Genomic DNA, 13747 nt, shown 5'->3' with positions numbered 1-13747 from the left:
CCCGCAGGATTCACCTGCGGGCCGTTTTTATGACGAGTGATTCCCGGGACCGCGCATCCGCGGTTCATTTTTCCAATGCTGCGGATGACGCGAACTGGAACCTTTCGAACCGGTGCAGTGCTTCGTCGACGGCCGTGCGTTCCTCCGTTGTTATTTTCTCCAACCACGTCCATTTCTGAACCAGCAGCTTGCGGTTGGTGCGGTCCGCCTTGAGGTCGATGGCGGCGACGATCCGCTCGCCGACGAGCACCGGCAGGGCAAAGTAGCCGAACTTGCGCTTGGCGGCGGGGACGTAGGCCTCGAACAAATGGTCGTAACCGAAAAACGCGCTGAGCCGCTTGCGCTGAATAATGAGCGGGTCGAACGGCGAGAGGATGTGGACGAACGATGGCGGTTCGCCGGGTGGGGCATCGAGTATTTCTGGTTCGGCCCAATGCGGTGCGGTTGGAATGCCTTCGAGATGGACGGGGATGAGCTGTTTGCGTTTCACCCGGCTGTCGATCAGCTCGGAGACCGCTTTTTTGTTAGCCGGATCCAAATGACAGATCGAGTCGATGCTCACGATGCCCTGCGATCGCAGCGCCCGATCCAACAGATAGGCCGTCACCTGCCGGGCGGTGGCGGGCTTCGGTTTTTCCGCCCAATCGAAATGCCGCTCCATCAGATCGTAGGTCTTGAGCATGCCGGCGCGCGCGGAGACGGCGAGCTCGCCTCGATAGAACGCCAGTTGCAGCGCCCGCTTGGACGGCTTGCTACTGGCCCACGCGTGATCCTTTTCCACCCGCTCGTCATCGTCGAAATCCCGGATGCTCAGCGCTCCGTGCTCCTTGATCCGGCTAATGACTTTTTTCAGATCCGCGGGTTTTACGGAATCGAACCACGTGTCCGCTTTGCTGCGGTAGCGTTTCATCGCGCCGAGGAAATAAGTTAGGTCACGCGTCGGCACGTAGCTGAGAGCGTGCGTCCAGTATTCGAACACCGATTTGTCCACCGTCTGAGCGCTCGCCAGATGCTCGCGGTGATAGTCCGGAATCCGCGAATGCAGGATGTGGTGATGGCAGCGTTCGATGACGTGGATGGTGTCGATTTGCACGTAGCCCAGATGCTCGACCGCCCGCCGCGTTGCCTCCGGGCCGGAGCCAAACGGCGTGGGCTCGTCAAGCCGCTGCGCCCTCAGCCAAATGCGGCGAGCGAGGGCGGGATTGATGGAAACTGATTTCGCTGACACGCGGCGGGGTGGGTATCGGTGAGACGAATGTCGGGAAATCCAACAGCACGTCAAACCGCGAGTGGATGGCTGTCGCGGGATCTTTTCCTTGTTTTGGAAATACCGTTGCGGAAGCTCGCGTAAAACCCACCCCATGATCCGCCTACCTATTCTGCTCAGTCTCGCCTTCGTCGCGAATCTCACTGCCGCTCCCATCCCGAAAGACGCCTACGTAAACGGCCTCGCGATTGGATGCCAGGCCTACTCCTTCAAGGAATTCAGCGTTTTCGAGGCGATCTCGAAAACCAAGGAAGCCGGCGGCACCACCATCGAATTCTATCCCGGCCAGAAGCTGACTCCGGATTCACCGGCGGGCGAAGTGGTCTCGCACAATTCCAGCGACGCCGTCACTCAGAAGCTGCTCGATGAGTGCAAGCGCCAGGGCATTTTCCCGGTGAACTACGGCGTGGTGGCTGCCGGAAATGCCGCTGAAATCCACAAGATCATGGAGTTCGCGAAAACCATGGGCCTCTACAGCGTTTGCACCGAGTCCACCGAACTTGTCGCCGAGTGGGAAAAGGCCGTGAAGGAATTCGACATCAAGGTCGCCTTTCACGAGCACGGCGGATCGATGTCCAATCCCAAATACAAGGTCTGGAACCCGCTCTACATCCGTGGCGTCGTCGAAAGCCGCGATCCACGCATCGGCGCCTGCGCCGACCTCGGCCACTGGTGCACGTCGGGCCTCAAACCCATCGAATGCCTGCGCATTCTGGACGGCCACATCATCAGCGTGCATCTCAAGGACAAGTCCGAGTTCGGCGAAAAAGGTGTGGTGGTCCCCGCCGGCCAGGGCGTCGTCGATGTGGCGGCGTGCATCGCCGAGTTGAAGCGGCAGAAATTCAACGGCCACTTCTCCATCGAGCATGAGAACGATTGGAAAGACAGCGTGCCGAAAATCAAGGAAAGCATTGTCTTCACCAAAGGCGAGTGGGCGAAGTGAGACCGTTCCGGAACCTTGAAATTGATTGACGGCGCGGTTGGACATATGGTTCTTAGGTATGCAAATAGACCATTGAATCAGGGATGGATTCATTTTTCGGAAATGACGAGTTCTCCTGAAAAAAAACTCCCCCGTCATCGTGTTTCCGCAGCGTTTCAGCTCGTGGATCACGCTTTGGTAAAAACAGATCATCAACCTCCAATCCGTCATCTTTATGAAAACACTAGAACCTCGCACATCGGGCCTTGCCCGCATCGGAGCCGTCGTCGCGACCCTTGGTCTCGCCGTTGTCGGCGCTTTCGCCACTCCCACTGTCCAACTGAACGTCGGCGGAAAAGATAAGAACGGCGATGACTATGAGTTCGGAAAAGGCATCGAACTCCATGCCAGCAGCGGCACTTGGGTGCTGTCGAAATCCAAGGGCTACAGCTACAAACTCGTGGGCACCTGCACCGGCACCGGTGCGCTTGCCACGGCTTTCCCCGCAGGAACTCCGATCAGCACCTTCTTGAATTACCTCAAGCCCGGCAGCGGATCCACGCTTTCCGGTAGTTATAGCAACCCGAGCGGCCAGTTGGACTTCGAGGTTCTCCACAAGACCTACACCGGAAATAAGACACTCCCCGGTCTCGGCGCGGTTACCTTGTCGGCGACGATCATCGCTGGAACCAAGTTATCTGGCGAAGTCTATTTGGACGTCACGGATGTCGATTTCACATCGACGAATCCGACTCCGCTCGGAACCATCAAGTTTGACAAAGGTGCCAAGTTCATCATCAACACCGCTCCCCAGGTCCAGTTCTTCACCAAGGTTCCTTTCGGCAACGAAAACAGCCCCTCTGGCACGATCGACGTGGTGGTGACGAGATACGGCAACCTCAAGGGCGTGGCCAAAGTCCACTATGAAACGTCCGATGGCACCGCCAGCAGTGTCCTCAATAAGGACTTCACCGCCCAAAACGGCAACGTGACCTTTAATTCCAAAGACACGGAGGAAACCATCTCCATCCCCATCACGAATAACGCGATCCACGACAAGAATCGCAAGTTCACAATCACCCTGACCCCGCTTGCGATCAATGGAGCGGTTCTCGGACCCAAGAGCGTCGCCACGGTGACCATCGTTGACGACGACTGATTTTCGACTTCAGTCTAACGAAAAATCTCGGCCGGCATCCATTAAGGGTGCCGGCCTTTTTCGTGGAGCGGACCAATTTCCAAAATCGATTGCCGAAACTTGTTTCCGGTGCGGAGCTTCGTTTCGCTGTACGGAGTTCAAGCTTCAGCTTGTCTTCACGAAGAGCACGGTAAACCGTGAACTCCGGACAATTTTCCGGCAGCACATACCGAAGTGGATTTCGGCAATGACTTATGGCAACCCGTCAAACGGCCAGCGCCCGGCGGCAGGCGGTCGAAAGCAGGATGCATTCGATCCGCGCATCGGGATAGGCCCGCCGCATCACCTCGCGGTAGGCGTTCATCTGGCCGGAGTATTTTTCGATGAGCTCTTCGGGATCCACCACGCCGTCGGTTTTGAAATCGATCACCTCCACGAGCTCCACGATTCCCGACGCGTTGCGGTGAAGATGCAACCGATCCATCACGCCGCTGAGCCACGAGCCATCGACCACCGCGTCGATTGCCTGCTCCCGGAAGCACTCGACCGGCCTCGCGTTCCGCTCGAAATGCTTGCGCAGTTCCGGCATTTTCAGGATTTCCGCCACCAGCCCGCCCGCGTCGCTAACAGGCAGATCCGGGGGTTCCTCGTCGATCCAGCGGACGTTCTCGAATGCCGCATGCACCTCGCTCCCGAATTTCATTCCCGCTGCGGAGTGGGGGATCGCTACAGCCCGATTCTTCTTGGCACCGCTCGGTGTCGAGCGCCCGCGTCGTGGAATGCCCGCCGCGAGTTCCGGTAGCGGGGAATCCGTTTTCACCCGCGGCGCGCGCGCAATGTCCTCGATCCAATCGGGCGCGCCCGATTGATAGACGACGCCCGTCCGGCCTTCCGCCTCGACGGATCTTGCCAGCCAGTTTGCCAGCGACGGCTTGTCCGCTTCCTGCGAGGCGGCCGGTGGTTCCAACAGAACATACAGCCCGCGCTTCGAGCGCGTGAGCGCCACGTAAAGCATGCAGAACGATTCATAGCGCTGCGTGGCGGCCCACCGGTCCTCCGCCTCGCGCATTTCGGGAATCAGATCGCGGGCCCATTTCGGCGGCGTTTCGGTGATCCAGCCGTCGCCTTCCGCCACATCGAAAAACTGTGTCGAGGGAATGCTGTCGTTAGGAACATCCGGCAAAACCACGATGTCGAATCCAAGCCCCTTCGACTTGTGAATCGTCATCACCTGCACCGCCGCCACACCGGGGCTCTGCGAAACTTCCAACCGCTCGATCCAGTCCGCAGCTTCCTGCGCGGTTCCTCCTCCCCCGGCATCCAGCCCGGCGAGTGCGGAAATGACGTCGCCCGCGCGACGGCGGCCGAAGTCCGACCATCCGGCCCACAGCGGTTCGACCACTTCTTCCACCATCGCGGCGAATCCGGATTTCGAAGCCATGCCTAACAATCCTTCCCACGCCGTCTGCCAATGGTCTCCGAACTTCGTCCGAAGCGCTTCAGCCAGTGGCGACATTTCCACCACTTCACGGGCGAACGCATCCGCCGGATTCGCCAGCCATTTCAATAAATACCCCAGAGCGATACCCACCGGATTGTCCTTCGCCGGTTCGCGCCGTCCTTCCTCGATCACGTCGAATCCCTTCGCCCGCAGCTCGTCCGCCACTTCGCGGACCTTGGCATTGCTCCGCACCAGGACGCCACAGGTCACCGGCCGTTCGCCGACCCCGAGCTCTCCTAACAAACTGCCGAGCCGTTCGAGCCGCTCCTCCCATTTTCCGTCCACCACCTCCACCCGCGCTTCTCCGCGATTGGCGGGTATTAGCAGCTTCGCGGCGGAAAAATGTTCCGGGCAGTCCCATCGTTCCGCGGAGGTACCGAACAATTCGCGCATCGTCGCGGTGTCGCGGCAGACACGGTTTACCAGTGACAACACTTCCGGGCAGGAGCGCCAGGACTCCGCCATCTCTTCGATTTCCAGGCCGCCGCGATAACGTTCCCTCACCTCGTCAAACAATCCCACCTCGCCGCCGCGCCAGGCGTAGATCGCCTGCTTGTCGTCGCCGACGATGAACATCGAGCCGTCTCCATCGCCCGCGGCCTCGTCGATCAGCGGTCGCAGTCCCATCCAGTCCGCGCGGCTGGTGTCCTGGAATTCGTCCAGCAGCCAGTGCTCGTAACGGGCGTCGAGCCGGAAATCCACCGCCTCGCGCCGCAGTCTCGCGTCCTCGTTTTTCACCCACTCGCCCATCAGGATCTTCACGTCGTCGAATCCTAACAAGCCACGCCGCCGCAGTTGTTTCTCGCAGCGCGCGTCGTGGACGGAAATCACCTCGCGGACGGCGCGGGTCCTGAGCAGGGCCGCCGCCAGCTCGCAGCGGGCGGCGAGAATGGCCAGATCGCGCAGCGCGTCTCCCGCCGGTCCGCCGATGAGGAATTCCTTGTGGGATTTGACAGTTAGAGGACCGTTGCCGCCGGCCGCCGCCTCCATCACGCTGGCTAACAAACTGGTCGGGCTGCCCAGACTTCCGCTGCCGATGGTGTGGCTGGCGAAGGACTCGATCACTTTTTCCAACGACTCCCGCTGGCCCTTCCGCGTGTATTCGATGCCGTCGAGTCCGCGCAGCACGGTGGCGATCAGCCCGTGTTTGTGCTTTTCCCAATCCTCCCAACGGACCCCGGCGAGCGAATCCGGGCCCCATTCCACCGCACCGGCGGAGCGGTAGCGGCTTTGCCAGCTTTTCACGAAACCCCGCAGGCCCTCGATGACTCCCTGCTCCTCCTTGCCGAGACTCGCGCGGCGGAATGCGTGCAGGAACTCGTCGCCGCCTCCGTCCTCCAGCGTCTCGCCGAGGATGCCTCCCAGAATTTCATCGGCCGCGGCAGCGGCGCGGGTTCCCTCCAACAGATCGAACTTCCCGCCAGTTAGGCCGAGCTCGTATTGGAATCCCCGGACCACTTTCGAGAAAAAGCTGTCCATCGTCCCGAGCGTGAATCGCGGTAGGGCGCGCACCACCTTTTCCAATGCCTCGGAGAAATCCGCGTCCGGCTGCTTGAATTCCTCCCGCAGCTTGGCGGCGGCGGCTTCGTCCCGGATCAACGATGCCAGCGTCATCAGCACCTTGTCCGCGAATTCCCCCGCGGCCTTGCGGGTGAAAGTCAGCGCCACGATTTTTTCCGGAGCCACCCCTTTCACCACCAGCCCGATGACACGGTTTCCCAACTGGAAGGTCTTCCCCGAGCCGGCGGAGGCGAGGATCAGCAGGTTCTTCGCGAGGATGTTCATCGTCGGCCCGAGCATGGCCGGATTTTCAGATTTCTGAAACCTCGATTTTATCACTTTGCCTGTTCAATCCATTTCGAGAGGCGTTGCCGCAGCGAAAGGATTTGCGGACGGTATTTTTCCAGCTCTGGATCGGCTGACCAATTCCCCACCAGTTCGCTGGCTGCGAGGTCGCCGGCTTTGATTTCTTCGTAAGTATAGGGAGAAGGTGTCGCCCCATAAAGCCGGTAGCCGGTGGTGGCGCTGCGGAGCGGAAAGGATTTCAAGAATGCTTCCGCTTCTTCGTTAGAAAGGTCCTGGCGCCGGAGGTAGGCATCTACCGATACGAGTTGATCCGGTTCCGCGGGATTGGCGCGCGCCATCAGGCTGGCCCGGGAAATGCCGGTGACGGTGGGATCCGAGTCGATGACTTCCATCATCGCCTCCGGATGTTCGGCGGCGAACTCATCCATGGCCATGGATCTCAAAGCGGAATTCCCGCGCCAAGCGGCCAGCCGGCGGGCGGCATCCGGTGTGCCGATCAAACGCGCGAGGTCGAATGCTTCCGCAAATCCACGCGACGTGCTCCAGCCATCATGCTCTAACATTTGGTCGAACCTGGCAAGCAGCTCGCCATCATCCGCACGGCCCGGGCCCTGGCGGGTCAGGGAACGCAGCCCGGTGGCGAACTCGTCGGGTGAGGCCGTCGTGTCCAGCAGTTTTTTGGCGGTCGCCATGGCCATTTCCGGATCGGAAGTGGCGAGAACATCCAGCAGGAAAACGCGCAAGGTCGGCCAGCCTGCGAGCAGTCCGTGGATGCCGACCTGGAAATCGATCCCGGTCGCGGCATCATCCCGGGTTTCCAACAGATCCCGAATCGCCCCGGCGAGGTCCTGGGGATCCAACTCCGTCCAAGCAATGCGGATCTCCGTTAGGCGCGCCCGGATTTCCTCGGCTCCGGGAGCGGGGACGGAACCGATCCATTTCAAAAGGGCGTCCCAGTCTTTCCGGACCTGGAGACGGGCCGCTTCCCGGCTAACGGAACGCTCCTGCTCGGGGCTCGGCCTCTCGGACCGCGGGCGGATCCGGCCCGCTTCAGGATGTGGATCTCGACCGGAGGACGGTTTCTCTCCCCGGTTTGTTAGGAATACGGCGGCAATGATGGCGAGCGACAGCACCGCCATGCTGAACACGCCTTTCCGGGCGAGGGTCATGGGGTGGGCGGCACCACGACGTCTGCGGTGGAGATCTCCAACAAGGCTGATTTGAAGGTGGCGATGTCACCCACCAGGCGGTCCTGCACCCGGAGAAACCAGGCACCGTTTGCTTCGATGCCTACGAAGCTTTCGCTGAAGTCCGCGCTTTTGAGGATGAAGTTGTTCTTGTCGGCACCCTGCTCGTTTTGGACGAGTGCCTGATAGCCGCCGGGGCCTTCGAGGACGATCTGGAGATCGCCCCGGTGTTTGGTGAGAATCGTCAGCGAAAGCGCCACGGATTTCACCGCAGCCTTGTTAGGAAAGGTGTTCACCGGGATGCGGAAGCTCGTCCATGACTGCCGCCCGTCGGGGATTTTCACGGTTCTTTCGTAAGGGAAAAAGGTGGAGCTGGATTCCACGCCTTTGATCGCCACCGGAGATTCCAGCTCCGGTTGGATCACGGGAGTCACGGCCCGTAACAGGGAGTTCGTGTCCTTCGAGAAAGCGTAAACGATGGATTCGGAGGGCAGTCCTCCGACCAGCACTCCTGCGGCCGTCCAGCCGAGATTTTTGTCCTTGGTCCAAATCGGTCCCCCGCTGTTGCCATGACCGGTGCTGACGAGAGTCGTGGTCAGGGCATTGCCGGCGAAGGTTTTATAAGGACTCACCACTGGGCCGGTCTTGTGCATGAAATAGCCGTCGATGCTTTCATCGATGTACAGATTGTCCGCGGGGTAGCCGGTGATGAGCGTCTTGACCTCTCCGCGGAGATCCTTGGTGCCTGCGAAATTGATCGTCGCTGGCTTGCCGGTGATGACTTTTTCAAACGCGTAGGCCAGGATCACATCGCGGCCGAATTCGGTCTGGCCGGTTGTCTCGTCATCCGCCAGTTCGGCGTAGTTGCTCCAGCGGTAGTAACCGCGGCTCGGAATCGACGGCACCTGGTCCAGAGAGGCGGCGTTCGCCTGGGAATACCATACCGGAGGCGCATCCCAAGATCCCTCATGATAGACAACGTGCGCCGCCGAGAAAAACGTCCGGTCGCTCCACGCGCAGAAACCACTGCCGCGAAACTCATCGGTGAGGACGACGCCGTTGAATCGATACGGCTCCTCGTTCACCAGCCGCGGGTTGATTTTTACCGGAGTCTTGGTCTTGGAGTCGCCCGCTTCTCCCAAGTTGGCCGTAATCAACAACATCCCGATCACGGGCAAGGTGGAATTTTTCATCAATTTAAAAGGTGAGTGCTGAAATTTTAATAAAACTTTACAGTTTAGGTGTCAAGTAACCAAAAACAGGCAGAAATGGCTGGCTGCGGGGCGTTGATTTTTAACGGTGATCGAGGCGCGGGCACTGCTGGGAGCACCTCGCCCCCGGTCCGCGAGGCCGGCTCAATCAGCGTTGAATCCGCGGATTCCCGGCAGGCTGGAGGGCTGAAACCCAGCGCCACGATTTTTTCCGCAGTCATCCTTTCACCACCCGGTCGCGGATCCCCTGAGGGGGCTCTTCATTTCATTCGGGCAGAATGGGAAAAGAAAGCCGCTGATAAAGGAAGGGACAGCCTTGCTCAAACAAGGAAATCCACCGCCAAAAGAACGGAAGCCTCTGTCTCAACCCGGCAAGCCTCTGTCAAAGGGAGGGCGGCCCCTTTTTGAATAAGGAAAACCACGGCCAAAGCAAGGGAAGGCTCTTCCTTAACAAGGGCAACGTCTATCAAAGGAAGGAAAAACCTTGTCTTAACCAGGAAAGCCCTTGCCAAAGGAAGGGAAGACTCCGCCATAACAAAAAATTCCCCTGCTAAAGGAAGGGAATCCGATCTCTCAATTAGAATCTCCTCTGCCAAAGGAAGGTGGGAATCCGTCTTAATCATGAACGTCCCTGACAAAGGAGTAAAAACGTCGTTCAAAGTTAGGAAGACGCGCGACAAGGTTGGAAAAACGAAGGGGAGATGCGCTTTGGGTGGGCCGGAATCATGTCGCGACGCCTTTGAAGATGAAGTCGGGTTTTCGGATAACAGGTAACAGAAGCGGACAAGAACTCCCAAAACCGGCCATTCACGCGAAGACGTAGGGTGGCTGGATTCCGGGGCTTTTCATGATCTCACGCATTGCATCCGAACCATCATCATGCTTCCGAAATCCACCAACCACGCCAGTTTCACTAACGATTAGTTATGTAAATAAATTTTTTGAGGGGGAGGGATGATTCGGGATCGTGTGAAATTAATGATTAATAGCAATTAGAAATTAGAGTGATTGGTTTGGCATCGGACATGCACTCCAGGTGGAGTGGCGGGGAGTCCGGTCCAACACATGAAAAAGACAATACACAACCTATGAAACTGGAAAAATTAAGAATCTCCATCGCCTACGGGCGGGGAACCGATCCATCCCTGGCGGCGTTCGCAGGCGTCATCCTTGCAAGCCTATATTCCATTCCCGCCTTGGCCAATCCGCCCGTGCCGGCCGTGGTTTTGGAAGCGGGAACCGTCGCGTTCAACTCCTCCATCACGGCCTGTGCCGACGGCGGTCCCGCCACCACTGCGGAGAAAAACAACCGCCGTGCGGAACTGGTGACCATGCTCGACCGGCTGGCTTACTTCGTGCTCGGCGCGTGTGGCAATGATCTGGCGCTGCTGCTTTCCAGCGGCTTCCAGAACGTCAGCACCAACCGCGCGCAGAGCCAGTTGCCGAAGCCGAATGTGATCCGCATCGACAACGGCCTCACCGGCCAATCCCTCGTCACCGTGCAGGCGGTGCCGAACGCGCGTTGCTTCGAGCTCCAGTATGCCATCGTCGATGCGAATGGCGTGCGCGGCGAGTGGCTCACCCGGCCGCTCTCCACCAGCTCGCGCAATATACCGGTGGACGATCTCACGCCCGGCGTGCTGGTCGCCTTCCAGGCCCGTGCCGTCGGTGGCCTCACCGGTTACTCGGACTGGAGTGACGTCGTCACCCACCGCGCCGCTTGAGCGGAAATCAGCGCGCGGCAAGGCTCCGGGCCTTGCCGCGCGTTTTTATAGGTGGAGCTGCACTTCGCCCGGAAGATTTGATGAGAATCGGTCCTATCCGATCCACGTTTTCCATCAGAAAACATCCGGCAGATGACGGGATCGGTGATTTTTTTGACTCAATTGCTTCCCGGATTTCCAAAAATCGCAATTCGTGCGAAGTCCCAAAATCGGACATAGCGGAATCGGAATCCAGCAGCAGCAAGGATTGCCGCGGGTGGTTCTGTCCTGGCCCAACAGCTCAAACGGATGTTGGTGCCAAATCGGCACTCAAAAAAAAGGTTGCCTTCGAAATAACGGGCTGCTAGGCATCATGGAATTGTTAGCTTGTGGCCGGTTGGCCGGAATCTTTCAGATTTTCCGACCCAAAATCTACAACCCACAATGAAGCCGAAGCGTCCGTTCCGTCCACGCGCTGATACTGTTCCTCTCATTCTAAGATCGAATCTAATCCCCAAGCCCAAACAGGAATGCTCATATGAAAATACCCTCATTTTATCTCGCTAATATCGCTGTCGCGCTGGTTGCCCTGCCCGGGGCTGTATCCCTGAACGCTGCGACCACCCTTGCGGGTAATACCACAATCAATCCGGTGGCAAGCCCTGCCGAGGCTGGCAATCTGGCGATCAAGGGTTATCTCCTCACCTTGGGAAGCGGAAGTGGGTCCGGCACTTTGGGCGGCGCACATCTCCAATACAGCGAAGCATCCGGTGTTGCGGCACTGTCCATGCTCACTCAATCGGCTACCCCATCACTTTGGGCATGGGGTTACGGATACGGACAGCCCGGATCGTCCGTTCAAATGACCTTGGACCCAACAAACAAGCTCACTCTCTATTCCAATCAATCCAGCTCCGACATCACTCTTGATCCTCAGAATGGTGAGATCATGATCGGGAATCAAAGGGTATTGACTCAGAGTTCATACTCATCCTCGTTTGCCTTTGGACAAAACACGACTGCAAACGGGCAGGGATCTATCGCTGGGGGAATGTACAGTTATGCCGATGGAGATGCAAGCATCGCCATGGGATATGGTACCAGCGCGTATGGCTTTGGATCCGTCGCCATGGGATCAAGTGCAGGTGCCTATGCGGAAGGGTCTATAGCCATTGGATATTACGCTTCCGCATATAATTCCGGTGCCACGGCGCTGGGAAGTTCTTCTGCTTACGGCTACGATTCGGCGGCGATGGGATCATCTTATGCCAGCGGTGACTATTCGACGGCGATGGGAGCAGCTTCTAGCAACGGCTACTATTCGACGGCGATGGGCTCCTCAACTGCTTACTATGATTATTCGACGGCAATGGGCTCCGCATATGCTTACGGCTATTATTCGACGGCGATGGGAGGAGCTTACGCTAGCGGCTATTATTCGACGGCGATGGGCACCGCATCGGCTAACAGCGACTATGCGACGGCGATGGGCTCCTCAACGGCTTCCGGCAGTTATGCGACGGCGATGGGCTCCTCAACGGCTCCCGGCAGTTATGCGACGGCGATGGGCTACAACGCAACGGCTTCCGGCACTTATGCAACGGCGATGGGCTACAACTCAATAGCTTCCGGCACTTATGCGACGGCGATGGGCTATGCAACGGCCTCCGGTATAGTGTCCGCGGCGATGGGCTACTCAACGGCTTCCGGAAGTTTTGCCATTGCCGGAGGCTATCAGACAAAAGCAACAACCTATGGCAGCACATCGTTCGGACGCTATAACAAGGTTTGGGGGACTGGGACCACTTCATGGATCGAAGAGGATCCTCTCTTCCAAGTGGGCAACGGGACCAATAGCAGCACGCTGGCCTCCAACGCCATCGCCATCCGCAAAAACGGTGAAACCACTCTCACCAACAAGGCTTGGAAATCCAACGTCACGACAAATCCAACGCAGGCGCTGGTTGACCCTCCGGCAACAACAACCGACAGCGGTGGAAACGCCCTGGTCGTGGATGGTCACACAGTCCTGAACGGAAAAGTCACCATCGCCGTGCCCCAAGGGGACATCTCGATGGGCGACTATCAATAAAGCGGAGTGCCACCGTTTTTTGCGCTGATCCGCCAGTTAGAAAACCTGTAACGTACTCGAATTATGTTTGATTCCCGCTGCTTCCTCAATCGCCCGTCCCTGTGGGTCGTGCCGATTTCCATAATTTGCAACGGCATGATTGCGAATGCCGCGCCGCCCGCCTGGTGGAGTGCCGGCGATCACCCGGCCCAGGTTCCAGACATCATCGCTTTGGATAAAAATCAGGGTATGGCCAACATCGGTCAGGCAAAGTACATGGTAGCGGAAGCCCTGCGCGTCCTCGATGTCGCCGCGCCCCTGATAGCCGCACAAATCCGCACCGATCTCAACGGGCCGCCAGCCGCGACCACTCCGGTAACCTATCCAAATCCCATCGTCGATCTCACGGTTCCTGGCACGAAAACGCCGGAATGGCTGGAAAAGCAGAAGGCTCCCCTTCTCCTCGGCCAGTTAAAGTCAATCGCTCATCCGTTCTACGCTCGTCTCAATACCCTGTCAGCACAGTGGGTTCTGAGTCAGATGCACCTGAACCATGATGGTTTGGCAACCGCTGGAACTCATTATTGGCAGGTAACCGGGAATACCCACTACACGGAAGGCGGATATGTTCCTTGGAACCCCACTACCTCGTCAGAAGTTAACAAGGCCCCCGCTACCATTGGCCAGCTCAAGGTGGTATTTTCCCTGAGGTTTGAGGATTTGGCGAAATATAGCGGGGCGGATGGCGATGGCGATGGGCTTGCCGATAGTTGGGAATCCACATTTTTTGGCGGCTCCACCGCCTATTCCGGTGCTTCGGATGTCGAGCCGGACGGTGCCACCAATCTCACCGAGTATCGTCAGGGGACCGATCCTACCAAAAGGGATCATCCCGCGGTGGGCCTGAAAATCACCCGTGCGGGAATTAACTGATCCAGAAA

General features: G+C 58.4%; 10 protein-coding genes. 5 read left to right on the top strand and 5 right to left on the bottom strand.

The features are described from left to right. Positions 1–64 precede the first annotated feature (64 nt). On the bottom strand, positions 65–1228 hold the full coding sequence (locus ABIQ96_RS16810) for a winged helix DNA-binding domain-containing protein (protein ID WP_348215781.1): 1164 nt from the start codon (positions 1226–1228) through the stop codon (positions 65–67). 133 nt (positions 1229–1361) lie between these two features. Here ABIQ96_RS16810 and ABIQ96_RS16805 point away from each other — a divergent pair, with 133 nt between their 5' ends. After that, entirely contained in the window at positions 1362–2210 is an 849-nt protein-coding gene (locus ABIQ96_RS16805) for a sugar phosphate isomerase/epimerase (protein WP_348215780.1), read from the top strand. 214 nt (positions 2211–2424) lie between these two features. After that, a complete protein-coding gene (locus ABIQ96_RS16800; RefSeq protein ID WP_348215779.1) occupies positions 2425–3348 on the top strand; it encodes a Calx-beta domain-containing protein in 924 nt (307 codons plus the stop codon). A 244-nt stretch (positions 3349–3592) separates the two neighbouring features. On the opposite strand, the gene ABIQ96_RS16795 is transcribed toward ABIQ96_RS16800, so the two are convergent. From ABIQ96_RS16795 to ABIQ96_RS16780, 4 genes are all read right to left on the bottom strand, one after another. Continuing rightward, a complete protein-coding gene (locus ABIQ96_RS16795; RefSeq protein WP_348215778.1) occupies positions 3593–6628 on the bottom strand; it encodes a UvrD-helicase domain-containing protein in 3036 nt (1011 codons plus the stop codon). A 35-nt stretch (positions 6629–6663) separates the two neighbouring features. Continuing rightward, the gene (locus ABIQ96_RS16790; RefSeq protein WP_348215777.1) at positions 6664–7803 is read right to left on the bottom strand and encodes a hypothetical protein; all 1140 of its coding nucleotides are present in this window, start codon (positions 7801–7803) and stop codon (positions 6664–6666) included. Beyond that, on the bottom strand, positions 7800–9014 hold the full coding sequence (locus ABIQ96_RS16785; protein ID WP_348215776.1) for a proprotein convertase P-domain-containing protein: 1215 nt from the start codon (positions 9012–9014) through the stop codon (positions 7800–7802). The genes ABIQ96_RS16790 and ABIQ96_RS16785 overlap by 4 nt, the downstream gene beginning before the upstream one ends. Before the next feature lie 338 nt (positions 9015–9352). Next, complete coding sequence (locus ABIQ96_RS16780) at positions 9353–9712, bottom strand: hypothetical protein (protein WP_348215775.1); 360 nt, start codon at positions 9710–9712, stop codon at positions 9353–9355. 408 nt (positions 9713–10120) lie between these two features. On the opposite strand from ABIQ96_RS16780, the gene ABIQ96_RS16775 reads away from it, so the two are divergent. The 3 genes from ABIQ96_RS16775 to ABIQ96_RS16765 all read left to right on the top strand — a co-directional run bounded on the left by ABIQ96_RS16775 (position 10121) and on the right by ABIQ96_RS16765 (position 13739). Beyond that, positions 10121–10756, top strand: coding sequence for a hypothetical protein (locus tag ABIQ96_RS16775; RefSeq protein WP_348215774.1), 636 nt, complete (start codon positions 10121–10123; stop codon positions 10754–10756). A gap of 517 nt (positions 10757–11273) precedes the next feature. Then, entirely contained in the window at positions 11274–12827 is a 1554-nt protein-coding gene (locus ABIQ96_RS16770) for a hypothetical protein (RefSeq protein WP_348215773.1), read from the top strand. 63 nt (positions 12828–12890) lie between these two features. Next, on the top strand, positions 12891–13739 hold the full coding sequence (locus tag ABIQ96_RS16765) for a hypothetical protein (RefSeq protein WP_348215772.1): 849 nt from the start codon (positions 12891–12893) through the stop codon (positions 13737–13739). Positions 13740–13747 lie beyond the last annotated feature (8 nt).

This window comes from Luteolibacter sp. (genome assembly GCF_039920825.1).
Lineage (GTDB): Bacteria > Verrucomicrobiota > Verrucomicrobiia > Verrucomicrobiales > Akkermansiaceae > Luteolibacter.
This window is presented reverse-complemented; position numbering and strand designations above follow the sequence as displayed.

Bases quoted from the DNA above. Each gene is read 5' to 3' on its own strand.
- ABIQ96_RS16805 (WP_348215780.1), top strand. From the start codon at position 1,362: ATGATCCGCCTACCTATTCTGCTCAGTCTCGCCTTCGTCGCGAATCTC.
- ABIQ96_RS16800 (WP_348215779.1), top strand. From the start codon at position 2,425: ATGAAAACACTAGAACCTCGCACATCGGGCCTTGCCCGCATCGGAGCC.
- ABIQ96_RS16795 (WP_348215778.1), bottom strand. From the start codon at position 6,628: ATGCTCGGGCCGACGATGAACATCCTCGCGAAGAACCTGCTGATCCTC.
- ABIQ96_RS16790 (WP_348215777.1), bottom strand. From the start codon at position 7,803: ATGACCCTCGCCCGGAAAGGCGTGTTCAGCATGGCGGTGCTGTCGCTC.
- ABIQ96_RS16785 (WP_348215776.1), bottom strand. From the start codon at position 9,014: ATGAAAAATTCCACCTTGCCCGTGATCGGGATGTTGTTGATTACGGCC.
- ABIQ96_RS16775 (WP_348215774.1), top strand. From the start codon at position 10,121: ATGAAACTGGAAAAATTAAGAATCTCCATCGCCTACGGGCGGGGAACC.
- ABIQ96_RS16770 (WP_348215773.1), top strand. From the start codon at position 11,274: ATGAAAATACCCTCATTTTATCTCGCTAATATCGCTGTCGCGCTGGTT.
- ABIQ96_RS16765 (WP_348215772.1), top strand. From the start codon at position 12,891: ATGTTTGATTCCCGCTGCTTCCTCAATCGCCCGTCCCTGTGGGTCGTG.